The organism is Nocardia sp. NPDC049220 (assembly GCF_040647855.1).
In the GTDB taxonomy this organism is placed as follows: Bacteria; Actinomycetota; Actinomycetes; order Mycobacteriales; family Mycobacteriaceae; genus Nocardia.
The window spans coordinates 1,620,838-1,642,644 of record NZ_JBEZDA010000001.1; the positions used below are offsets into that span (position 1 = coordinate 1,620,838).

Consider the following 21,807-nt stretch of genomic DNA (forward strand, 5'->3'; position numbering starts at 1 on the left):
TTCGATGTCGGCGGGCGGTCAGGCGCGGCGGCGGGTCTTCAGCAGATCGAGACGCTCCTTGAGCAGCTCCTCGAGCTCGTCTTTGCTGCGGCGCTCCAACAACATGTCCCAATGGGTGCGGGGCGGTTTGACCTTCTTGGCTTCCTGGGTGGTGCCTTCGATCAGGATTCCTTCCTGGCCGTTACGGCACAGCCAGGTCGGGGGGATCTCGGCATCGTCGGCGAAGGGAACGTCGAATTCTTCACCGTTGTCGGTCCGGTAGCGGGCAATCCGACGCGGGGCCAGGTCGTGGTCGCGATCGGTCTCGTAGCTCACCGCTCCGAGTCGACTGCCCCGGAGTACGCGATCTGCCATGGTGTGCCTCTCCCTGTGTGCTCGGGTCTTTGTGCGCTGCGACCGTGTCCAGACGAGTGCAGCGCGCTCGTTCGACTATGTGTGCAACGATCGGGCCGATGTCGATAGTTCCCGACACGGCCGCGATGAACCGTTCCATTGTAGTGCTACCGCGATGCCCGGCTCGCCAACCCCGGTGCGCGGCGGGTTCCGGGGGTCGCCGCGCCGATCGCGGGCGGTGCCCTACTAGTGTTCTGCGTCATGTCGCGCCGCTTGCTGTCCTGCTGCCTGTGGTGTGGGCGGGAGATCGTGGAGTCAGAGGCCGGCCGCCGTCGGCGGTACTGTCGCCAATCCTGTCGCCAACGCGCCTACGAACACCGCAACAGCTTGAAGGGAACCGGGATTCCCGGCGATTCAGTGGTGCTCAGCGCCCAGGAGGCCGCAGATCTGGCCGATCGCTGGTTCGCCGCCCGGTGCGCCGCCGAGGACGTCGCTACCGCCATCGATGAAGGCGCCACAGCCGAGGAGTTGGCGATGCTCGGCAAGGCCCTGCTCGAACTCACTCGCGACGCGGAGCGCTTACGCTGAGCCTGCCCGGCGGCCGGCCGTGGTGGTGCGTCGAGGACGTGGTGTCGCGTGCCCGGGAGTCGGTCGCGGGCATCTTCCGGCCGGGCCGGTCCGTCGAGCCGCGTTCGCGAACCCCTCGAGCGCGGTCGGATCAGGTCGGGTTACGCAGTACATCGATGCCGCGGACGGCCAGCCAGGGCATCGGATCGATCGGTTCGCCGTCGGGCAGATGGACCTCGTAATGCAGGTGCGGGCCGGTCGAATATCCGCGGTTGCCGACGGTCGCGATGGTGTCGCCCGCGTGGACCGGTTGTCCGACGGTGGCAAGAATGTCGTTGACATGTCCGTAGACGCCCACGGTGCCGTCGTCCTGCTGGACGCGCACCCATAGGCCGAAGCCGGAGGCGGGACCGGCTTCGATGACGACACCATCGGTGACCGAGGCGATCGGCGCGCCGAGCGGATCACCGAAGTCCAAGCCCGCGTGCAGTGTGCCCCAACGCGTGCCGAACTCGGAGGTGAGGACGCCCGCGGCGGGTCGGACTGTTTTCGGGCGGGCGGCTTCCTGGGCGATCCGGGCGCCTTCCTGCGCGATGCGGTGCGGTTCCCACGGCGCGGGGTGGTCCGGTACGGTCCGAGACCGCTGTGCTGTGGGCGGTGTGAAGGCGGTGAGTCTCGCCTGTCCTGCGGCGGCGTCGATCTCGCCTGCGGCGATCCTGCCTGCGACAAGGCGGACGGAGGAGTCTGCGTCGTCGCCATGTCGGGTCGTGGCGAGGATGCCGGTCGATGTGGTCACGATGGCGGCGAGGGCCACCGCTCGGACTGCGGCGTGGTGACGGCGGGACCGGGTCGCGCCGCGCCGAAAAAGTAACGGAAAGGTCACGGGCATGTCAAAAAACGTACGGGAGGCGCTCGCGGGTTTCGCAGGTCTGTGGCAACCGTCACGAGGGGGAAAATCCGTTCAGCATGTCCCGAGTGGGTAACGATCCGGTGCGACTTCCTGTGTTGACCGGGAATAACGGTGTGCGAACGGTGTTTGACCGATCCGACGACAGCTGCGCACACTGGATGAGTGGCGACTAATGGAGTTCGCGCCCTTTCCGCGTTGGCGGACCCGACCCGCCGCACGATTTTCGAGGCGTTGACACAGGCTCCGCGCTCGGTCGGTGAACTCGCAGATGCGGTCGGGACGAGCAGCTCGGCGGTCTCCCAGCATCTGCGTGTGTTGCGTACGGCGCGGATGGTCATGGTGCGGCCGGAGGGCAACCGTAGGCTGTACTCACTCGATCCGCGCGGCCTCGCCGACGCGCGCGACTACCTCGAACAGTTCTGGCCGAGCGCGATCGCCGCCTACTCCGCGGCGGTACGCATCGCGGCGGACCGGACCGGCTGATTCCCCGGCCCTAACACAGGAAAACACAGCACTGCGCATCTGCGCGTTCTCGATCAGGCCGCGTACAGCGCCCGTTGCTTCCTCGCGCGGTGGTGTCGGGAGGCCGCGAGCCGGTCAACCTACACGGCGATAGGCCGCCCTGCGGCTCTCGGTGCCCGACACGTGCTGATTAGTCAGCTGTTTGTCGACCGCCTCGACCACCTCGGTGACGTCGATCCGCAACAGGCCCGGGTCTGGGGTGTCGGCATCGGGATCGCCGACCTGGCCGGCCCACAGCACGACGTGCCTGGCCAGCAAGTGCGGGGGTGGTCCACCCCAGCGCGGCGGGGTCGGGCCGAACAACTGGACCGTCCGGGTGCCGAATGCCGTGGCCAGGTGTGCGACGCCGGTGTCGCCACAGACCACCAGCGCGGCCTCGGCGATGGTGGCCGCCAGCTCGATGAGGTTCTGCTCGCCGGCCAGCACCCGGCCGACGGGGAGTCCGGCCCGCGCGGCGATGTTCAGCGCAAGGTCGCGTTCGTACGCGTCCCCGGTGAGCACGACCTCGCGCCCGAGCACCAGTAGGTGCCGAACGACGGCGGCGAACCGGTCCGGTGGCCACCGGCGGGCTGGGGCGCCCGCGCCGACGTGCACGACGACGCAATCCCGGCGGATAGTCGTCGAGACCGGCGGGACCAGTCCGAGGTTGCGGCGATCGGCGACGATCCCATCGGATTCGAGCAGATGACACCAGCGGTCCACTTGGTGCATGTCCGTCTGCCATTCGGGGCCGTCCACTTCGGGGAAGGCGGCATTGCGATATGTGAGGATGCGGCCCGGCTGAGTCTTGCCCAGCGCGACGATGCTTTCGGCGCTCGGGCCGTGCAGGTTGACCGCGACCTGTGGTCCGGGCGCGTCCCATCGGAAGCTGCCGAGTTCGCCGGTCGGTACCAAGACGTCCACCGGTGCGATCAAGTCGACGATCGGTTTGAGCCGTTGCGGCGCGGCCAAGACGATCCGGTCGTGCGGTTTGGCTCGGCGCAGGGCACGTAAAGCCGGGACCGCGGTGAGTAGATCACCGAGCCCACGTGCCTGCAGCACGAGCAGAACCGCCACCCTCTTCTCCTAGCCACCTGAGCCGCACCAACCCGCCCCACCCGCTCACCCAGGGGGTGGGCACGACGAGAGCCATTGACGGATGACTACCCGAGCCGTCGAGCGATAAACGTAGCGAGGGAGCGGCCGTCGACAACCCGTCTGCCGCGTCGCGGAACTGGTCGCGACGTGGTACCTCAAGTCTCTACAGGCAAATCTCCAGGAAACTAAACTTGCGCGGAATAACATCAGGGAATGACGACAAAAAGCGTGCTAGGGAGTCCTCTTCAGTCGCTGGGTCGCACTGCGTGGCAATCGGTTCTGCTCACCGGCATCCTTGCAGTGATCCTCGGAATCCTGATCCTGGTATGGCCGGGGCTGACGCTGGCGGCCGCGGGCATCATCTTTGGTGTCTATCTGGTTGTTTTCGGCTTTCTGCAACTGATCGCGGCTTTCGGCGCGCCGGCGGCCATCGGGTTCAGGGTGCTCGCCTTCATCAGTGGTGTCCTGTCGATCGTGATCGGTGTCTTCTGCTTCCGTGACGAGCTGGCCTCGATTCTGCTGCTCGGGCTGTGGATCGGCATCGGTTGGCTGTTCCGCGGCGTGGCGCTGTTGATGGCCGCGCTCTCCGAGTCGGGTCTGCCCGGACGCTGGTGGCAGGCGTTCCTCGGCGTCTTGACCGCCATCGCCGGTGTCGTGCTGATCGTCTGGCCGGTCCGATCCGTGGCAACGTTGGCTGTGGTGGCGGGCGTGTGGCTGATCGTGCTCGGCGTCATCGAGATCATCGTCGCCATCGGAGTTCGCAAGGACGTCACAACGACTCGCGCCGCCGCCTGACGGGGGGTGTCGCACTCGGCTGCCGCGTCGATCGACGCGGCAGCCGTCGTGCTCGCCCGGGCGGGGTGTCGGCTGGGCCGGGGCCGTATCCGGCCCGCGGCCGCTCGTGACAGAATCTCAGGCGCAATGTCACGAGGCGTCGGCATCGGGGTTGGTCGACAGCGAAAACGACTGGAGGCATGAATGATTCGCAGTGCTGGGTTCGTCGGTGTGCTCGCGCTGGCCGGGGCCGCGGCCCTGTTGTCAGCGGGTACCGCCCAGGCCGCGGTCGGTACGGTGACGATCAACGGTGAGCCACACACGGACCCGGTGGGCTGCCTGAATACCGATGGCACCTTCCACTCGACATTCCAGGTCACCATCGGCAATGGCACCGATCGGCCCATCACGCTGTACTCGGGCCCCGATTGCACCGGTCAGGTGCTCGGTGAGTTGCCCGTGGAGAAGCTGGGCTATGTGCCCAAGGGTGGCAGTTTCGCCGTCGAATAGGCGGCATGGACGGGGATGTCGCCGGGCAGCCCCGGGCCCCATTGAACCCACCGCGTCGCGTTCTGGAATCGACCGGTTCGGTGCCGGCACCTTGCACGTGTCGGCACCGAGTGCGCGTCAAGAGTCGAACAAATCCGCTCCGAAATATCCGCCCGGCGAGGAAACCCCCGGCGGGATGACGAATACCGCGGAACCAGTAGGTGTCGTCCACACGTTCAGTGCGTCGAATTCCGCGAGGCGGCGCTGGACCGGGAGAAACTGGGCGTCCACGTCGCGTTGATACGCTGCGAAGATCAGACCCGAATTGGAGGTCTGGCCGGGCATCGGCGCGTCGTCGTAGTTGTAGCCACGCCGCAGGAATCGTTCGCCGTCGTGCGTGTGGTGGGCGCGCGCGATATGTGAGGACGACGGGATGACCGAAATCCCCGTCGCATCGACGGCCGCGAAGTTCGGCTCGTCGAATTCCGCCGTGCCGGTGAGTGGGGCGCCGTTGCCGAGCGAGCGGCCGATGGTGAGTTCCCTTCCTTCCCGGTCGATCTCGTCCCAGGTGTCCAGTGCCATCGCGATCCGCCGCAGTACGCACGACGTGCCGCCGGCCAGCCACGGCTGAACACTGCCGTCGTCCCACACCAGGTGGGCGAAGTCGGCGGTATCCGCGGCGAGATTCACGGTGCCGTCGACCTGTCCCATCAGATTGCGCGGTGTCGTCCCCGGTGTCGCGTCCCGGAACCCCCGCTGCACCCACCGGACGGTGACCAGCGAGGTCACGCTCCGGCACAGCACCCGGACCGCGTGCGCCACCGTGGTCGCCTCGTCCGCGCAGATCTGCAGCAACACATCGCCGCCGGTCCAGGTCGGTTCGAGTCGGTCGATGTCGAACGGTGGCAGTGCCCGCAGCCAGGACGGCCTGCGGTGCTCGAGACCGGCGACGGTGAATACCGCGGGGCCGAGACCCAGGGTGATCGTGAGCCGAGCGGGCCGTCGGGCCAGTTCAGGCTCGGTGTCCGCGAGGGCGGGGCGCCCCTGGGTGAGTCGGCTGGCGTCGTCGGTCCAGATCTCGAGCAGGCCGACGAGGTCGTCGCGTTGCGTGCCCGGTCGGAGATCGAACGCGACGAATGCCGCCCACGACTGTGGGGCGGTGGCGATGCCCGCCTGGTGCGGTCCGTAGAACGGAACCGTCGTGGCGTGCTCGGCCGCAGGAGATTCGCGTTGTCCGGTCAGTGCGACCGCGCCGAGCCCGGCGCCGGCGGCGCCCGCCGCGGCGGCACCCCCGCCGAGCAAGCGCCTCCGGTTGATCCGCGCGGGTTGCGGTCCGGCCTGCTCAGCCATCGTGTGCGGGGGTCTGCGCGCCGGTGCTCGAATCGCCGTTCGCGTGGTCGGGTGCGTAATTCTCTTGGTTGCCGGCGAAGTCCCGTACCTGTGCGGTGAACGTCGCGGTCGATCCGTCGTCGAAGGTGAGCGTGACCGACGTTTCCGATCCGGTGCGTAACGGTCCGTTCAGGCCCATGAACATGATGTGGTCGCCGCCCGGCCGTAACCGCGTCGTACCGTGCGCCGGGATCTCGAACCCACCCGGCTTGGGACGCATGGTCTTCGTTCCATTCGACTCGGCGACTACTTCGTGCAACTCGATCCGGCCGGCCGCGGGGCTGGTGGCCGACACCACGGTGCGCGGCCGGTCGTCGGCATTGCTCAGGTCACCGAACGCGGCGGACATCCCGCCGTCGGCCGCCTTGACCCACTGATCAGTGATGGTGACCGCGGCTGCGGACGAGGGTTCATCGGTCGATGAGCAGGCGACCAGCAGGAGTGGCGCCGCCACGGCGGCGGCTGCGCCGCGCACGATGCGAGCGGTGCGCAAACCTGTGCGGGGCGCGGGAGAAGTGTTGATACGCATGAAAGCTCCGGTGAGGTGAGGTTTGCTGATCTTCGGTTGTTCGGCCACAGTCGATTGGCGAGTTTCCGGCGTCGGGGTTCGTGCGGACTTTGTGTCCCGGATACTTGTCATGGACCGGCCGTATCACAGGGGGACCCGTGCCAACTGCTCGGCGATGTGATCTGCCCGTGGTGCTGAGTGCCGATTGTCACGTTGCCCGCGCGACACCGACCAAGCGCTTGCGGCACCAGGGGTACGCCGCCTCGCGGGGCGAGGCTAGAGGATCCTGATGGCAAAACGAGTGGTGGCGACTGGGGGCAGTGCACGGTGGCCGGTCGTCCTCTCGGCGCGATGGATTCGTCAGTAGCCCGAGCGAGGCGTATTGATCTGCGCGTCCAGGATGCGCTCGACCCGGATGAGCAAGAAAGGGGCCATGCGGGAACGGGCGAACAGGGTTCGTGGGCGGTAGGACGACGGACAGCGACTGGTCGGCGGGCCACGTAAGCCGGAGCCCGAACCGAACAGTCGACGCCAGGGACCGGGGAGGGATTCGACGGCCGACGTGGCGAAGATTCGGCGGGGTGCGGCAGGACCGTGGACGAGGATGTTTGCCGTGTATCGCGTTTCGGATGCCGCCCAGAGCAGCGCATGCTCGGCGGCGCGGATGAGCAGTGCGCCGACCGGGATTGCGGCGAGGTGGGCGCTGAGTGTGAGTGCCGGTGCTTCGCGACCGTGCTGATGTCCCGCCGACAACGTCAGCGCGACGTGCGTGAGGGTCTGCCCGACAGCGAGCATCGCCATGACTTCACCCAGTCCGGCCCGGGTCCGTCGCACGGCGACCAGCACGCCCGCCGCGGTGCACACGACGATCAGCAACGCGGCCGATGATGTACTCGGGGAGACCGCGCCGCCGCCGAGGGCGTGCGCCGCGACGCTCACCGCTCCGGACATCGAACCGACGAAAGCGCCGCGCCGCCGCGCCGCCATGTCCGCCGGATGTCGCACCAGCCCATACTACCGCGTGTCGTAGAAACTGAGCGCGCCGGATCGTTCGCATGACTTCGTGCCCAGTTTCCCGCCCCCGCCGCATGGCGCCGTAGCCGTGCCTCCGTGCACAATTTTGCGGAAAAGACCCGGTTACCAATCGATCTCGGCGAGTTCGCCTACCGCACACCAGGCAGTTCGATCGTGGCAGCACGCAATCGAACCGCGCCGATGTTTCTACCGATGTGCCTGGTGGCGTCGCTCCATCGCTGCACCGGCCAGCGCTCGACGTCTCGCTGCGGTATTGGACTATCGTCGAGAAGCTCCGGCTTCCGGGGTCGTCGGCAACGCCCGTCCTTTCTGATTAGGTGTTCGCATTGAATACGGTGGACAACGTCTCTTTTCTGAATTTCACACTGGACAATGCTGGTTTGACTGGGTCGTCGCGGCGGCGACTGGCCCGTACGGTGGGTCTGCCGGACTGGGTATTGCGCAGCGGTGACGCTATGGTGCCCAGCAATAGCCTATTGCGACTTTGGGAATTGGTTGAGCACACACTGGACGATTCGCATGTAGCGTTGCGCGTCGGTCAGATGAACACGTTGGGGCACTTCGGTTTGCACGACTATCTGTTCAGTACGGCGTCGACCCTCGGCGAAGGTCTGGCGCTGTCGGAACAGCACGCAAGTCTCGTCACCACCAACGTCGGATTCGCAGTGTCGGACGAGTCCGAGGGCGAGGCCATCGCGGATGTGCAGTTGCGCAACGGCCAGGGACGTGGACGCCAACTGGCCACCCAGTTCGCCCTCGCGGCTGTGGTCGCCCGAGCCCGATACGCCACGGGGCGGGATGTGCATCCGGTCCGGATCCGCTTGCGACAGCGTGCACCACGGCACCGCGATCGCTTCGTCGAGGTGTTCGGCACGCGTCGGGTCGATTTCGATGCACCGACTGACCAGATCACCTTCCGTACAGCCGATTTGGCGTTGCCGCTGCGAACAGCCGACCCCGCACTCGCCGAGATCCTGCGCCGGTGTGCGGAAAGTCTGCCGCCCCCGCGCCGCTTGGATTTCACTTGGTCCAGTCAGGTGCACTACGCGCTGATCGAACTGCTGGGCGACGGTCGAGTGACCATCGACCGCGCCGCGCGGTATTTGGCGACAAGTAGACGCAGTCTGCAGCGACGGCTCGCCGACGAGGGAACCACCTGGACTCGCGAACTCGACCGCGCACGGAGCGCTGTGGTGGAACACCGCTTCGACACCAGCCCGAGCGACACCCTGACATCGTTGGCCCGGCGCATCGGTTACGCCGACACCGGGGCGCTCCGTCGAGCCCGGCAAAGGTGGACTACTCGGACATGACGCCGGCCGAGTGTCGTTGTGCAGCAAGCGAGTCTAGCGCGCCAATCACAGGGCAAACCGCGCCATGTTGCGCACCCACCGCGCGATCGGCAGCAAGGCGTTTCGGCACGTGAAAGCGCTGATTCGCGGTGTCATCCGCACTCGGGAACACTTGTGACCCCTGACGCGCGGGAACTCTGGGGCCCGACCGCTGCCGGATACTTGCCATCCACTGGTCGCCGTGAGACGCGGCGAACTGAGAAAGGTGAGGGCATGGGCGAGACATCAATGGGCAGTCCGACGAACGGAGTGCTGCCCGGAATGGTGCGAATCGGCGGCCACGTGCTGTCGGAGAAGCTGCGTCGGCGCACGGTTGTCGACATTCCGATGAAGAAGAGCGAGGTCGACGCGCGGTGGCTGACCGCGGTGCTGGCCGCCGGGCATCCGGGGGCGGAGGTGGAGTCCTTCGAGATCGACGACGCCAGTGCCGGTACGACAAGCCGATGGCGGGCCACGGTCAGCTACAACGAGACCGGACGGCAGGCGAAACTACCCGAGCATCTGTTCGCCAAGACGACCTTGACCTTCACTCAGCGTTTGACGCAGTACTTGGCACACGCGCTGCCTGGGGAGCCCGGTTTCTTCCAGCACCTGCGTCCAGAACTGGATATCGAAGCTCCGCACGGCTATTTCGGGGCGGCCGACACGCGTAGCGGTCGTTCCGTGACGCTGCTCGAGGACATCAGCGTGACCAAACAGGCGCGGTTCTGCACTCCGATGGAGCCGATCACGCGGCAGCAGATGGAAAGCCTCTTGGCGAATATGGCTGTCTGGCACGGCCACTACTGGGAATCTCCCGTGCTGAAAAAGTACGACTGGTTGAAGACTCCGAGCGCACACTTTCGTAACTTCGACCGACTCCTCGGAATGAAGAAACGGGCGAGGGTCGGGCTCGAGCGCGCTCCGGAGATCGTGCCCGACACCCTGCCGCCCGTGCAGGACAAGCTTTACGCGGCCTGCGAACAGTCGCTGTTGCTCGCCGAACGAGAACCGCAGACATTGCTGCACGGGGACCCGCACATCGGTAACGCCTATGTCGGCGACGGCGGCACGATGGGTTTCACCGACTGGCAGTTGGTTATGCGTGGCGGCTGGGCATTCGACGTGGCCTACACGATGACCTCCGGGCTCGAAGTAGCGGACCGGCGGGCGTGGGAACGCGAACTCATCGGATTCTATCTGGACCGGCTGCACGCGGCAGGCGGGCCAGTCGTCCCGTTCGACGCCGCGTGGCTCGCCTACCGGCAGCAGTGTCTCTATCCCTATTTCGCGTGGATGATCACCATCGGGCGCAGCACCATCATGCCCGAATTCCAACCCGCCGATGTGTGCCGCGCGATCGTGCATCGAACGTCCACCGCGATCATGGATCTCGACGCGCTGCAGGCGATCGAGAGTCGGCGCGAGTTCTGAGGTGTGCGTTCGGTCACCGAGGGGCGGTATTGCGTCGGGACAGCGCAGCTCCCACTCCGGCACGGGAGGAAACACCCAGCTTGACGAATATCCGCGCGAGGTGCTTCTCGACGGTCTTCGGACTGACGAACAGCTGTGCTGCGATCTCGCGATTGGTGTACCCGTGGACGACCCGGTCGGCGATGTCGCGCTCTCGTTCGGTCAAGATCGGTTGGTGCGTAGGCTCTTCGGTGGTGGGTTGGCGACGTACGCGTCGTCCCAGGGTCCGGAGTTCCTTGGCAGCCTCCAGCCGTAGTCGTTCGGCGCCGGCGTCATGCAGAATGCCGTGGGCCAGTTCGAGCTCGCGTACCGCAGTCTCGGGCTGGCCGACCAGCCCGAGACTGCGGCCGACAACCAGGCGGGAGCGCGCGGCCCACACGCGCATCTCCACTGCCTCGAAGCACTGAACGGCCTTGTGGGCAGACGCTGCGGCCGCCCCGAAATCGCCCACTGCGAGATGAATGCGAGCCCGCGCGTAGTGCGCATTCCCCTCCCGGGAAGGTCCCATGGGGACTTCCTCGATGTGCCGAGCGATCGCCTCGGCCGCGTCGATTCGGCCTGCGGACAGTTCTGCGGTGACCAGTGCCTGGTGCCAGAACGGACGCGTGGTCGGAGGCAAATCGGCCAGCTCGGGCCCGCCGAGGGAGAGGATTTCCTGGCGACCGTGCTCGAATTCGCCCGCTTCGATGAGCGCCTCGCCGTACGACGCGCGGGCGATCCACGCGAAGAGCGCGTCCGGTTGGCGCTCGGCCGCGCGTAGCGCTGCACGGCCCGCGGCCAGCGCTGTCGGCAGGTCGCCCCGCAAGGACTCGATCCAGCACCGCGCGCTCTCCGCTGCCGAGAGCAGCTGATCATTGTCCAGCAGCAGCGCCAGCTCGACGCCGGACTCCGCGGCAGATCGGGCGTCGTTCAACTGTCCAAGGTGCAGTTTCGACGCGGCGGCCCCGAGCGTGAAGCGACCGAAGGCGTAGCCGTGGCCGGTGGTACGGCTGACGTGCAGTCCACGCTCGGCATGACGATCGGCGGCGCGGATGCGGTCGATGGAGATCTCCGCGTAGACCAGGTCCGCCAGTGCCTCGAGCAACGCAGGAGTGAGGTCGACATCTCGTGTGTCCATGCCGTCGGCGGCCAGGTCGATCAGTTCCTGTCCGGCGGCGATGGTGCCTTGGTAGCTGGCGAACCAGGCAAGGGTCGAGGTCGCGGCCAGCAGCAGCGTCGGATCACCAAGGGCCTGCGCCTGCGCGCGGGCGTGTGTGGTGGTGTCGACCGCTTGCTCCCACCGGCCTCTCATGAGCTGGTTCTGGGCGAGTTCCAGACGTAGTGCGACAGCGTCGGCGCTGCCAGGAGTCGCCTGCTCGAGCGCGGTGGTGATGAGGTGGCGGGCCTCCTCGGCTCGTCCGAGTCGGTGGTCGGCGCGAACGATCATTCCGATGATCCGCAGCCGATCGCCGAGCGAATCGGCTGGGATGAGCTCGAGTGCCTGCTCCAATGTCGTGCGGCTCTCCCGCAGATTGCCGGAGGAGGCGAGGGCGCCAGCGAGCGAAATGCTCAGTGACAGTCGCCGTTCCACCTTGCCGGTCTCCGGCAGCAGCCGCAGGGCGGCCTCGAACCAGACGGCAGCCGCCGCCGGTGCGCGGCGGGCCACTCCATGCCCGGCCTCGGTCAGGATCGCCACGGCGTCCTCGTCGCCGACGGTGGCCGAGCGCTCGACGTGGTGCGCCCGTGCGCCGAGCGAGGCCCCACGGCGGGCGAGCGCGTGTGCGGCCCGGGTGTGGGCGCCGATCCGCCAGCCCGGCATCGCGCCGTCGTACACCACGCGCCGCACGATCGGATGTCGGAACCGGAACCACCCTGCCTCGTCGGCCTCCCGGATGAGGTCGGCCGTGGCCAGCGTGTCGAGGCATTCCAACACCGAATTCGTGTCGGTACCCGCGATCTCGGTCACCAGATCGAGATCGAATGGATCGCCCGCTACCGCGGCGGCCTGCAGCACCTCGAGCGTAGGTCGAGGCAGTACCGTCAGCTCCTGGGCCACCGTCGTGCGTACCGCGGCAGGGATACCGGTCCCATGCTTCCGGCCGGCCCACGCTGTGTGCCGTGGAGCCGCCGGATCGTTGCGGACCGTTCGTGCCAGTTGCTCGAGGTAGAACGGGTTTCCGCCGCTCTCGGCGTGCAATTCTCGGACGAGTGGTGAGCCTGGTCGTTGCCCCAGCAGATCAGCCGCCTCGCCGATCGTCAGCGGCGCCAACTCGATTCGACGCAGGAGATGGTCGCGCATCGCTTGCTCGACCGCGCTGAGCAGCGGGCGCGGCGCCTGCCGTGGGCGGTAGCCCAGAGCCAACACCATGCCGGGCACCGGACGCCGCAGGAGGTGACCGATCAGCTCCACGGATGCGGGGTCGGCCCAGTGCACGTCATCGAGAGCCACCAACAGTGGGCGGTCGCGGACGAGTAGCTCGAAGGTGGCTCGTACGGCGCGGTGGAACTCGAATCGCTCCACCTCCAATCGACTCGTGAGCCCGCCACCGAGTCTCGCCAGCGACGGCAGTACGGCCGCGAGTTCGGCGACCCTGGTGCGCCCCAAATCCTCGATGATCTCGGCCTCGAGCGCCCGGACTCGCGCATCGAGGGCGTCGACCACCAAACCGTAGGGAATATCGCGCTCGAACTCGGATCCACGGCCGGCCAAGACATCGAAACCTGTAGCAACGCTACGCTCACACAGCTCACCGAGCATGCGTGTCTTGCCGATCCCCGGTTCGCCCACTAGGGCCGCAACGCCCACCGAACCCACCAGACCATCTGCCAGCACCTGTTGCAAGGTCAGCAGTTCCGGAATTCTGCCTACCAGTTTCGCGCCCGGGAAACTCATCGCCATCGAGGATTTCGAGCGATATCGTGATGCAATGGAATGGCCGCGACCGACCCTTTCAGTGTTTTTTGACACACCGACACCGGTCCGAAATCCCGTGGCCCGAACTGTGGTACGTCGACATTCCTCATTCTTTGTTGCACCTTACGCTGCGCCGCGCCGGTAGCGCGCACATGGGTGGCGACAATGCGGCGCCGAACGGTACCTCGGCCTGAACCGGTGGTGCTCGGGTAGTCGAATCGGCCCGACTGGTGATCGATCGACGAACGTCGAGCGACAACCGTCGCTGGGACCGGGTGAACGCCTGCGTATCGGATTCGGCTCAGCAGATCAGCCGCGCAGGTAGTAGGCATTTCCCAACCGAGGTCGTCGAAGCCGTGAAAGTCTCGCTCTGTGACCAATACAGAGCCATTCTCGAAAGGACACTGTGGGTAGCAGTCATTGAAGGATAGGACTGGGCCCACCGTGTCGGAGTGGACGCTACGGCACGCACCTGGCTTGGTCGGTTGGCACCGTCGGTGTCGGAGCCGGGATATTCGTCCCGCTTCGCGGTGATCCACGGTAGCCACCGCACCCATTTCCAGTGAAAGGTCCGCCCGGTCCACGAGGGGCTGATTATCTACGAACAACCTTCTGTCCCTGCCTGTTTACGGACTGTCCTTGCGCAGTCCTGTCCATGAACCTATGCGTCTGATTGCTCCGCGACGATCCTTCGGAGGCGGTCGTGACTCATCACCCATGTCGACGCGTGCTCTGCCATCGGTCTTGCGTCGATTTCGCGGTGTCGGCTGGGCATCGGTTCGCTGGGGTGAGGAGCGCGAGTGATACAAGTCGAGTCCGGTCTCGGGCGAACGCGAATGGTCCGCTGCGCGATGACCTCGACTGGACCGCCGCGCAGATCGTTCGTGTACGGGCCACCACGAGCAGACGCGCGTAGAAACTTCGGTGTCAACCGAGCGTCGCCGTGCGGTGATCGATCTACCGGACGCCGGTTCTGTCAACGGCTCGACGAAGTCGAACCCGACCTGCACACTGCTCTCATTCGAGAGCGTTGCTCTCGAAAGTAAGTAAGAGAGGGCGGGCATGTCAGAAGTCTGGAAATGGGCCAACCTGATGTTGGCGTTCGTGATGGAGTTGGTCGCACTCGCGGCGTTGGCGCTGTGGGGCTGGAAGGCTGCCAACGAAACTCCGGTGAAGCTTGTGCTGGCCGTCGGCATCCCTCTCCTCGCGGCGGTGGCCTGGGCGCTCGTCGCGGCACCGAATGCGACATTCGACCACCCCCTGCTCGCGGTGGTCACCAAGCTCGTGGTGTTCGGCTGCGCTGCGGTCGGATTGTGCGCCGTGCATTATCGAGTGGCTGTGGTCGTCTTCGTCGCTAACCTACTGGTGATCAAGCTTGGGCACCTGACTCCGTGAGCCGCCGTGTGGTGTCGGTCACGCCATCGACGAATGCGCCGACCCGGGCGATTGTGCCGCCGCGGGCCGGCTTCGTGCGAGGGGTGGATGCCTTCGGGTGAGCCGCGCAGGACAGTGTGGCTTGTTGCGGCCTCGCCTCCCCGGTGGTGATCCGACGCGATTTTCAGTGGTAGGTGGCAGCCGAGGTGGATCCGGTCGGTGCCGGCGATTCAGCTCAGCGTGTCCGAAGGCGGAGCCTTGAATTCCAGCCATCGGCTATCGCTGACAGCGGTCACGCTGTGCGGGACGCCGGCCGGATGTAGCAATGTCTCGCCCGCGGCCAACTCAACCGGTCGCCCGTCGACCGTGCCGCGGAGGTGGCCGCTGAGCAGGTAGATGAAACTGTCGTGATCGTGCGTATGCTCCGGTGAACTGACGCCGGCTGGGTATTCGATCTCGAACAGCAGCCCCTGCCGAGAGCGGAGTGGCTGCCGGAATCGTCCGGTGCCGCCCAGGAGGGGCAGTCCCTCCACAGCGGTCAGGGGGCGCCAGTCGGCTTGTTCGACCATGTGTGTGAATCCTCGCTGTAGGTGGTGGGGACAGCCTGCGAACAACGTACTGTCCCCGGGGATCGGCGCAACCGTGAGAAGCGCTGCGGCTCAGTACCTCCGGTTCGCCAGTACTGGCAGGACTTTCCGTAATTCCGCGACCCGCGCCGGGTCGATGTCGACGGTCAACAGTCCCGAATCCGACCCCAGCGCGCCGAGCGACGTCCCATCAGGAGCGACCACACAGCTATGTCCGACGCCGAGGGGGGCGGTCGCGTACGCATCGGGAACGGCGGCCGGGAGGGCTTGATCGCAGGCGGCGATATAGGCGGTGGAGTCCAAGGCTCGTGCTCGGGTGAGCAACTGCCACTGTTCGACCTTGCCGGGGCCGTCGCCCCAGGATGCGGGCAGGACGATGAGGTCTGCGCCGTCGGCGGCCATGGTCTGGAACAACCCCGGGAAGCGCAGGTCGTAGCAGGTCGCGAAGCCGACCGGGGTGCCGGCGATCTCGACGCGCAGCGGCTTGTCGCCAGGGGCGACGGTGTCGGATTCGGCGAAGCCGAACGCGTCGTAGCGATGAATCTTGTCGTAGTGAGCGTCGACGCCGCCCCCCGTGACGAGCAGTGTGTTGTACACCCGACCTGCATCGGCGGGAGTGAACATGCCGGCGACCACGGTGAGTCCGGCGCGCTCGGCGATGCCCCGGACCGAATCCGCCCACGGGCCGTCGATGGGCTGTGCGATCTCGCCCAGCGGTTCGCCGAAGCAACGCATCATCGCCTCGGGAAACACGACGAGTTGTGCGCCGGCGTCGGCCGCGCGGGACGCTGAGGTATCAATGACGGTGAGATTCTCGGCGGGGTCCGGGGTGCTGTTCACCTGAGCGAGTGTGATTCGGGTGAGCATCGGTGGAGCCTTCCTGTGGTGTATACATTTTGTATGCGTAACGCGGCTCTATCGGGGCGAGAACGGGCCTACAACTACGTCAAGGACCAGGTGCTGATCTCGTTACCGGCGACCGGCGCATTCCTCAATGAGCAGGAGTTGGCCGACCGCATCGGGGTGTCGCGCACGCCGGTCCGCGAAGCCTTGCTGATGTTGCAGGCCGAGGGCCTGGTGGAGATGGTGCCCAAGCGTGGCGCGCACGTTCCCGCGATGAGTGGCCGGCAGATCGCGGAACTGATGGACCTGCGGGGAGTACTCGAAAGACACGCGGCCAGTAGGACTTTGGTGGCCGGCAGCGCTCCGATCGCCGCGATGCGAGACGCGCTGGCGCAGCAGGAAATGCTCGCCGAATCCGCGCAGGCGCGGGAATTCATCGTCTGGGACAGTCGATTTCACCAGATCCTCATCGACGCCGCCGGTAGCGAACTGCTGTCGGGCACGTATGCCGGACTGCAAGCGCGGCAACTGAGGGTCGGGCTCGCCGCACTGTTCGCCACCGCCAACCGGCAGCGTCACGTGTGCGGCGAGCACCAGGCCATCATCGACGCTCTGGACGGCGGCGACGAGGTTCTGGCGCATGCGAAGATCGACGAGCATCTCGAGATCACACTGCAGATACTGTTGCGGGCGTAAGCTTTTCGGTCAGCTCCGCGTACTGTTCGTCCTCGTTCGGATCGGGGTCGCGACCGAGCACGATGCCGAGCAGCGTCGCGGCGGTGACGACGAGGAGGTAGACGGCCAGCGGTACCCAGCTGTCGAACCGGCTGAGCAGCGTGGTGAAGATCAGCGGTGCCAGGGCGCCGCCGAATACGCCGGCGATGGTGTAGGCCAGTGAGGATCCGGTTGAGCGTAGGTGGATGGTGAACTGCTCGGTGATGAACGCCGCCTGCGGTCCGTACATGAACGAATGGAACGTCAGGCCGACGACGATCCCAACGATCAGCAGCAGGCGTGAGCCGCCGTCGATCAGCGGGAAGAACACGACCGTCCACACCAATCCGCCGACTGCCGCAATCGCATAGAGCAGGCGTCGGTTGATGTGGTCGGACACCGCACCGGCGAGCGGGATCGTCAGCAGCTGGCAGCCCGAGCCGATAAGGATGGCGATCAGGACGGTGCTGCGCTCGAAATGCAGAATCTTGGTGCCATAGGTGATCGTGAAGACGGTGAACAGTGAGTAGATCACGTCCGGGGCCAGTCGGGACAGGATCGCGGCGAGCAACCTGCGTGGGTGGGTGCGCACGACCTCCCGGATCGGCGCGTCGGGACGATCACCGGATTCCTGCATGGCCTTGAAGATGGGGGTGTCCTCGAGGCGTAGCCGGATCCAGAGTCCGAACCCCACGAGGAGTGCGGAGGCGAGGAATGCCAACCGCCATCCCCAGCTTTCGAACTGGGACTTGCTCAGGGTTGCGGTGAGCAACGCGAGGGCGCCGTTGGCGAGCAGGTTGCCCGCCGGGGGCCCGATCTGCGCAGCGGAGGCCCAGAATCCGCGGCGGCGGGGATCGCCGTATTCGCTGGACAGGAGGACTGCGCCGCCCCACTCGCCGCCAACCGCGACGCCCTGGGCGAACCGCAGCACGACCAGCGCGATCGGTGCGGCGATGCCGATGGTCGAGTAACCGGGGACGAGGCCGATCGCGAATGTCGTGACGCCGATGAGCAGCAGAGTGATCACGAGAAGCTGTTTACGGCCGAGGATGTCGCCCAGGCGGCCGAAGACGAAACCGCCGACCGGGCGTGCCAGGTAGCCGACCGCGTAGGTGGAGAACGCGAGGATTGTCCCGGTGAGTGGATCTTCGCTCGGGAAGAAGACCTGCGGGAACACCAATGCCGAGGCGGCCGAGTAGACCGCGAAGTCGTACCACTCGAGCGCGGTACCGGTCAGGCTTGCGGTGAACGCCTTGGCCAGGCCGCTGCGGTGGGCGGGCGACGCGGTGAGCGCCGGGGGATCGGCTGACATAACACTCCTCTTTGTAGCGCCGATCGTGACAGGTGAGAGTGTGTTTCTGACCACGTCGACTGTCGTACATCTCATATACTTGCTGTATACAAGACGAATGCGCAAGCCTTTCGGCGTAAACAGCTGATTACCCGCGAAGGCAGTTCCGCCGCCGACAGCTACAGGAGAATCCCGCATGCCACAGCTCACCTTCGCCCTGCCTGACGGCAGTACCGAGCACGTCGAGGTCACGGCGCTCTACAACGCCGGTTACGCCGGCCGCCAACAGGACGAAGTAGCTGCGCACATCGCGGAGTTGGCCGAACTCGGGGTGCCCGCACCGCAGACCACGCCGACGCTGTACCCGATCGCGCACTACCTCGCGCAGCAGACCGATGAGGTGTTCGTGCAACATCAGCGAACTTCGGGCGAAGCCGAGTGGGCCTTGGTCATCACCGAGCATGAGGTCCTGCTGACCGTGGCTTGTGATCACACCGATCGGGCGCTCGAGACGCACGGCGTGGCGTGGAGCAAGAACGCGGCGCCCGACGTGCTCGGCACCCGGGCGTGGCGGCTGTCGGACGTAGCCGACCATCTCGACGACATCACCCTGCGGGCCTGGGTCGGGCACGGGGAGTCTTCGCAACTCATTCAGCAGGGCACCCTCGGCGATCTGCTCACGCCCGCGTATTGGCTCGGGGTGCTGGCCGACCGCGGCGCGGACAAGCCCGGTACCGTGCTGATCTCGGGCACCATCTCGATGCTGCCCGGTGTCGACCAGTTCGCTGACGCATGGCGCGTCGAAATGACAGATCCAGCCACCGCGGACACCATTTCCTGCTCGTACCGCACTGTGTCGATGCCGGAACCGATCGGCTGATCGCGAGGGCTCCTGGGCGGCGGTGGCGATGGTGGCAGTTCGGATTCCCGGTACGAGAATCGATTTGGACACCGCGCCTGTTCTGTGGTGGCTCCGCCACCATAGCTGTGCCCAACAGTTCGCCGACGCCGGCGGGTCATGCGGCGTCAGGCTGCGCGGCGGCAATCCGACTTGGATGGGCTGCGACCGGCGATGTTGGTCGCCCTGGACGTCGGTCGCACGATCGAGGCCTGTGGTATGCCGGAATGGAAACCTGAGGAATCGATCGGCGTCGAGGTCATGCCAACGCCTGCCGGCGGGCCATCAAGGGCTGCGGCGGGATGAGTCTGGTCCAGAATTCATGGCGAACCGCATCCCACAGCCTCGTCAGTTCCGGAAGGAGTTCTCGCGCCTGCGCGAGATCCGGGTAATTGCCGGGGGTGAAGGACACCACCGGTGATGCGTCGGACGTGTTGTGCACGGCGACAATCGCGATCAGGTGATGCTCGACCACGTGCCACGTCACACGTATTCCGTTGACTTCCGTTCGGCGCATTTCATCCATCCTCGATACTTCGTCTCCGCGCACCCGCCGCGTGCATTCGGCGACCACTACCCTTCGGCCATACGCGACTCGCCACCATCCCGGCTGGAGCCTTGTCGCCATCCCGGCTGGAGTCTCGCCGCCGTCACGCAGGCGCCGCAGCTGCTTGCTCGGACTGGTCGGGTTCTCGGCCATGTGGATACCTGCTTCGATGGTGACGCCGATGTCGGAATGTCGGGTGAGGTGGTTCACATTGCCTATAACATAAGACATTAGAGTTCATAGTTCAAGGGTTCTCTGATTGTGATCTCGCTACCGATGGGGCGCTAGCTCCTACTCGCGGCAGTTCGGTGATTCGAGGCTGGTAGACCGCGGAATCGCGGTAGGTCTCCAGGTGGGTGTGGAGTAAGCCTCTGGGGTCAGTGGGTGGTTGCGAGATGGCCTGCGCTCGGGCGCGCACTCGGTTCGGGTGGTGATGCGATTCGGGCGGGTCGGCGCCATCGGAATCTCTTTGTGTCGCCATCCCCGGGCGGGATATTCCATACCTGCGGGTTGGTGCATCTTCTCTGTGGCGGTAACGCCCATCGGTGGTCTCCGAGCGCTGATACCTATAATTTTAGACTTCATAGTTCAAGTGTTCATGGCTAGAATTTCTGTTACGTCCCCCGTCATCGAGGAGTCGCGTTGTCCCACCAGGAGAGCGCCGGACTGACCGCGCTCGGCGCCGTGTTGTCACCGCTCGAGGGTGGCGGTCCGAAGACCGAGGCCGTGGTACAGCGGCTTTCTGCAGCCATCAGTCTGGGTTTGATGGTCGACGGACAACAGTTGCCGAGTGAGACCGATCTCGCCTACCAGTTGGGTGTGTCGACCATGACCCTGCGGGAGGCGCTGGCCGTTCTCCGGCAGCTGGGAATCGTGCACACCAGGCGCGGACGTGGGGGTGGCAGCTTCATCTGTGGTTCGACGAAGGTGCTCGAGACCACGTCGCTAGCGCGTTTGCAGCAGATGAGCATCCAGGAGTTGCGCGATCTGGGGGACGAACAGTTCGCTGTCACCGGGGCGGCTGCCGTGTTCGCCGCGCGTCGCGGGTTGCAGGCCGATATTGCTCGTCTCCGTACCCTCGCCGACCGACTGAAGGATAGCGCCGACAATGTCGCGGCGCGCCGGGTCGACAGCCGCTTTCATATCGAGATGGCGGTGTGTGCGCAGTCCACCCGGCTGACCCGCGCCGAGGTCGGTCTGCAGGCCGAGCTCTCCGCCTTGCTTTGGCTGCCGCGGTTGAAACTGGATCCGGCGACCGAGGCGATCGCCCACCGTGACCTGGTGGACGCGATCGAACGGGAGGACGACGCCCGGGCGCGAGAACTGGCAGAATTGCATACTGAATCACGTATTCGCCGCCTCGTTGCACTACGTTTGGAGCTTCGTGATCGATGAGGGATACCAATAATTTCTCAGACCAGGTGACTGTGGAGTCGCTCGTTCGTGGCGTCACCGAACTGGCCGATGAGGTATATCTGTCGCTGGCATCCATCGGGACCGCACTGATGACCTTGTGGGATGGTTTTTCGAAGAAGGTGCGGTCGGCGCCACGGGCGACCGACTTGGCCCCGCTGCGCGGGACCATTTTCGGCGAACTCGAGCAGAACGGAAAGCTGCTCAATGGCGCAGGTGTTGTGATGGCAGACGGCGTTCTCGCGGATTGTCCCCGGTACCTCGAGTGGTGGCTTCCAAACGCGCAACGCGGACCGCGACGCCTCACATTGGAATTGAATCCGAACAGTGAATACTTCTACGACTACACCGGTATGGACTGGTTTGCGATCCCGCGCGACCAAGGTCGGCGATGGGTACAGGGGCCGCTTCTCGATTACGCATGCACCGATCAGTACGTGTGCACATTCGCGATACCGGTGACAACCACGTCGGGAAGTTTTATCGGAATCGCCGGGGCCGATGTGCCGGTTGCCGCGATCGAGGAGATATTGCTTCCCCGATTCCAGGCATTCGGTCAGCGGGTCGTGCTGGTCAACAGCGAGGGTCGAGTCATCATGGGCACCGATCCCGAATTCACAACCGGATCGAAGACGAGCCGGATGGACCGGTCTGTTCCGGCGGTGCCTATCGACGCGCTGCCGTGGTCGTTGCATCCGCTGGGATCCATCGCATACCACTGATGCCCGACGATGTCCGCCGCCGCGTGCCGCTGCCGAAACGGGACACTTGTGGCGTTGCTACCGCGCGGTCGAGAATGCAGGGCGGTGCGGCGATCGAATGGTCGAGCATCCTTCTCG

22 protein-coding genes are annotated in these 21,807 nt (G+C 65.8%); 11 read left to right on the top strand and 11 right to left on the bottom strand.

Going from position 1 to position 21,807, the window contains the following annotated elements:
* Positions 1-18: 18 nt before the first annotated feature.
* The gene (locus AB0C34_RS07210; RefSeq protein ID WP_357068293.1) at positions 19-354 is read right to left on the bottom strand and encodes an RNA polymerase-binding protein RbpA; all 336 of its coding nucleotides are present in this window, start codon (positions 352-354) and stop codon (positions 19-21) included.
* A gap of 240 nt (positions 355-594) precedes the next feature.
* Here AB0C34_RS07210 and AB0C34_RS07215 point away from each other — a divergent pair, with 240 nt between their 5' ends.
* Positions 595-921: a hypothetical protein gene (locus AB0C34_RS07215; protein WP_357068295.1), complete on the top strand. Its 327-nt coding sequence runs from the start codon at positions 595-597 to the stop codon at positions 919-921.
* A 130-nt stretch (positions 922-1,051) separates the two neighbouring features.
* On the opposite strand, the gene AB0C34_RS07220 is transcribed toward AB0C34_RS07215, so the two are convergent.
* Positions 1,052-1,789, bottom strand: a complete 738-nt coding sequence (locus AB0C34_RS07220; RefSeq protein WP_357068297.1) for a M23 family metallopeptidase — start codon at positions 1,787-1,789, stop codon at positions 1,052-1,054.
* A 183-nt stretch (positions 1,790-1,972) separates the two neighbouring features.
* Here AB0C34_RS07220 and AB0C34_RS07225 point away from each other — a divergent pair, with 183 nt between their 5' ends.
* On the top strand, positions 1,973-2,293 hold the full coding sequence (locus AB0C34_RS07225) for a metalloregulator ArsR/SmtB family transcription factor (RefSeq protein ID WP_357068298.1): 321 nt from the start codon (positions 1,973-1,975) through the stop codon (positions 2,291-2,293).
* Positions 2,294-2,407: 114 nt separating this feature from the next.
* On the opposite strand, the gene AB0C34_RS07230 is transcribed toward AB0C34_RS07225, so the two are convergent.
* On the bottom strand, positions 2,408-3,388 hold the full coding sequence (locus AB0C34_RS07230; RefSeq protein WP_357068300.1) for a glycosyltransferase family 9 protein: 981 nt from the start codon (positions 3,386-3,388) through the stop codon (positions 2,408-2,410).
* A gap of 234 nt (positions 3,389-3,622) precedes the next feature.
* Between AB0C34_RS07230 and AB0C34_RS07235 the strand changes: the two genes are divergently transcribed.
* Both AB0C34_RS07235 and AB0C34_RS07240 read left to right on the top strand, forming a co-directional pair.
* Positions 3,623-4,204: an HdeD family acid-resistance protein gene (locus tag AB0C34_RS07235; protein WP_357068302.1), complete on the top strand. Its 582-nt coding sequence runs from the start codon at positions 3,623-3,625 to the stop codon at positions 4,202-4,204.
* Positions 4,205-4,387: 183 nt separating this feature from the next.
* Positions 4,388-4,693, top strand: coding sequence for a hypothetical protein (locus AB0C34_RS07240; RefSeq protein ID WP_357068304.1), 306 nt, complete (start codon positions 4,388-4,390; stop codon positions 4,691-4,693).
* Between the two features lie 117 nt (positions 4,694-4,810).
* Here AB0C34_RS07240 and AB0C34_RS07245 read toward each other — a convergent pair whose 3' ends face one another.
* The 3 genes from AB0C34_RS07245 to AB0C34_RS07255 all read right to left on the bottom strand — a co-directional run bounded on the left by AB0C34_RS07245 (position 4,811) and on the right by AB0C34_RS07255 (position 7,574).
* Positions 4,811-6,022: a Dyp-type peroxidase gene (locus tag AB0C34_RS07245; RefSeq protein ID WP_357068306.1), complete on the bottom strand. Its 1,212-nt coding sequence runs from the start codon at positions 6,020-6,022 to the stop codon at positions 4,811-4,813.
* Positions 6,015-6,590, bottom strand: coding sequence for a copper chaperone PCu(A)C (locus tag AB0C34_RS07250; RefSeq protein ID WP_357068308.1), 576 nt, complete (start codon positions 6,588-6,590; stop codon positions 6,015-6,017). The genes AB0C34_RS07245 and AB0C34_RS07250 overlap by 8 nt, the downstream gene beginning before the upstream one ends.
* 339 nt (positions 6,591-6,929) lie before the next feature.
* A complete protein-coding gene (locus tag AB0C34_RS07255) occupies positions 6,930-7,574 on the bottom strand; it encodes a hypothetical protein (RefSeq protein ID WP_357068310.1) in 645 nt (214 codons plus the stop codon).
* Between the two features lie 410 nt (positions 7,575-7,984).
* On the opposite strand from AB0C34_RS07255, the gene AB0C34_RS07260 reads away from it, so the two are divergent.
* Both AB0C34_RS07260 and AB0C34_RS07265 read left to right on the top strand, forming a co-directional pair.
* Positions 7,985-8,917, top strand: coding sequence for an AraC family transcriptional regulator ligand-binding domain-containing protein (locus AB0C34_RS07260; RefSeq protein WP_357068312.1), 933 nt, complete (start codon positions 7,985-7,987; stop codon positions 8,915-8,917).
* A 252-nt stretch (positions 8,918-9,169) separates the two neighbouring features.
* Positions 9,170-10,369, top strand: a complete 1,200-nt coding sequence (locus AB0C34_RS07265; RefSeq protein ID WP_357068314.1) for a phosphotransferase — start codon at positions 9,170-9,172, stop codon at positions 10,367-10,369.
* 13 nt (positions 10,370-10,382) lie between these two features.
* Here the strand turns inward: AB0C34_RS07265 and AB0C34_RS07270 are convergent, their stop codons facing one another.
* Positions 10,383-13,280: an AAA family ATPase gene (locus tag AB0C34_RS07270; RefSeq protein ID WP_357068316.1), complete on the bottom strand. Its 2,898-nt coding sequence runs from the start codon at positions 13,278-13,280 to the stop codon at positions 10,383-10,385.
* Between the two features lie 1,083 nt (positions 13,281-14,363).
* Between AB0C34_RS07270 and AB0C34_RS07275 the strand changes: the two genes are divergently transcribed.
* A complete protein-coding gene (locus AB0C34_RS07275) occupies positions 14,364-14,696 on the top strand; it encodes a DUF2568 domain-containing protein (RefSeq protein WP_357068318.1) in 333 nt (110 codons plus the stop codon).
* Positions 14,697-14,905: 209 nt separating this feature from the next.
* Here AB0C34_RS07275 and AB0C34_RS07280 read toward each other — a convergent pair whose 3' ends face one another.
* The gene (locus tag AB0C34_RS07280) at positions 14,906-15,244 is read right to left on the bottom strand and encodes a cupin domain-containing protein (protein ID WP_357068320.1); all 339 of its coding nucleotides are present in this window, start codon (positions 15,242-15,244) and stop codon (positions 14,906-14,908) included.
* Between the two features lie 90 nt (positions 15,245-15,334).
* Positions 15,335-16,129 carry a carbon-nitrogen hydrolase family protein gene (locus AB0C34_RS07285; RefSeq protein ID WP_357068322.1) on the bottom strand — a complete coding sequence of 265 codons (795 nt, stop codon included), beginning with the start codon at positions 16,127-16,129 and terminating at the stop codon, positions 15,335-15,337.
* Between the two features lie 33 nt (positions 16,130-16,162).
* Between AB0C34_RS07285 and AB0C34_RS07290 the strand changes: the two genes are divergently transcribed.
* Positions 16,163-16,801, top strand: a complete 639-nt coding sequence (locus AB0C34_RS07290) for a GntR family transcriptional regulator (RefSeq protein ID WP_357068324.1) — start codon at positions 16,163-16,165, stop codon at positions 16,799-16,801.
* Here AB0C34_RS07290 and AB0C34_RS07295 read toward each other — a convergent pair.
* Entirely contained in the window at positions 16,773-18,131 is a 1,359-nt protein-coding gene (locus tag AB0C34_RS07295) for an MFS transporter (RefSeq protein ID WP_357068326.1), read from the bottom strand. The two genes, AB0C34_RS07290 and AB0C34_RS07295, sit on opposite strands and share 29 nt — an antisense overlap.
* Before the next feature lie 175 nt (positions 18,132-18,306).
* On the opposite strand from AB0C34_RS07295, the gene AB0C34_RS07300 reads away from it, so the two are divergent.
* Entirely contained in the window at positions 18,307-18,990 is a 684-nt protein-coding gene (locus AB0C34_RS07300; protein WP_357068328.1) for a DUF2848 domain-containing protein, read from the top strand.
* A 277-nt stretch (positions 18,991-19,267) separates the two neighbouring features.
* Here AB0C34_RS07300 and AB0C34_RS07305 read toward each other — a convergent pair whose 3' ends face one another.
* A complete protein-coding gene (locus AB0C34_RS07305) occupies positions 19,268-19,786 on the bottom strand; it encodes a hypothetical protein (protein WP_357068330.1) in 519 nt (172 codons plus the stop codon).
* A gap of 411 nt (positions 19,787-20,197) precedes the next feature.
* Here AB0C34_RS07305 and AB0C34_RS07310 point away from each other — a divergent pair, with 411 nt between their 5' ends.
* Complete coding sequence (locus AB0C34_RS07310; protein ID WP_357068332.1) at positions 20,198-20,950, top strand: GntR family transcriptional regulator; 753 nt, start codon at positions 20,198-20,200, stop codon at positions 20,948-20,950.
* Positions 20,947-21,690: a cache domain-containing protein gene (locus tag AB0C34_RS07315; RefSeq protein WP_357068334.1), complete on the top strand. Its 744-nt coding sequence runs from the start codon at positions 20,947-20,949 to the stop codon at positions 21,688-21,690. Before AB0C34_RS07310 ends, AB0C34_RS07315 begins: the two co-directional genes overlap by 4 nt.
* Positions 21,691-21,807 lie beyond the last annotated feature (117 nt).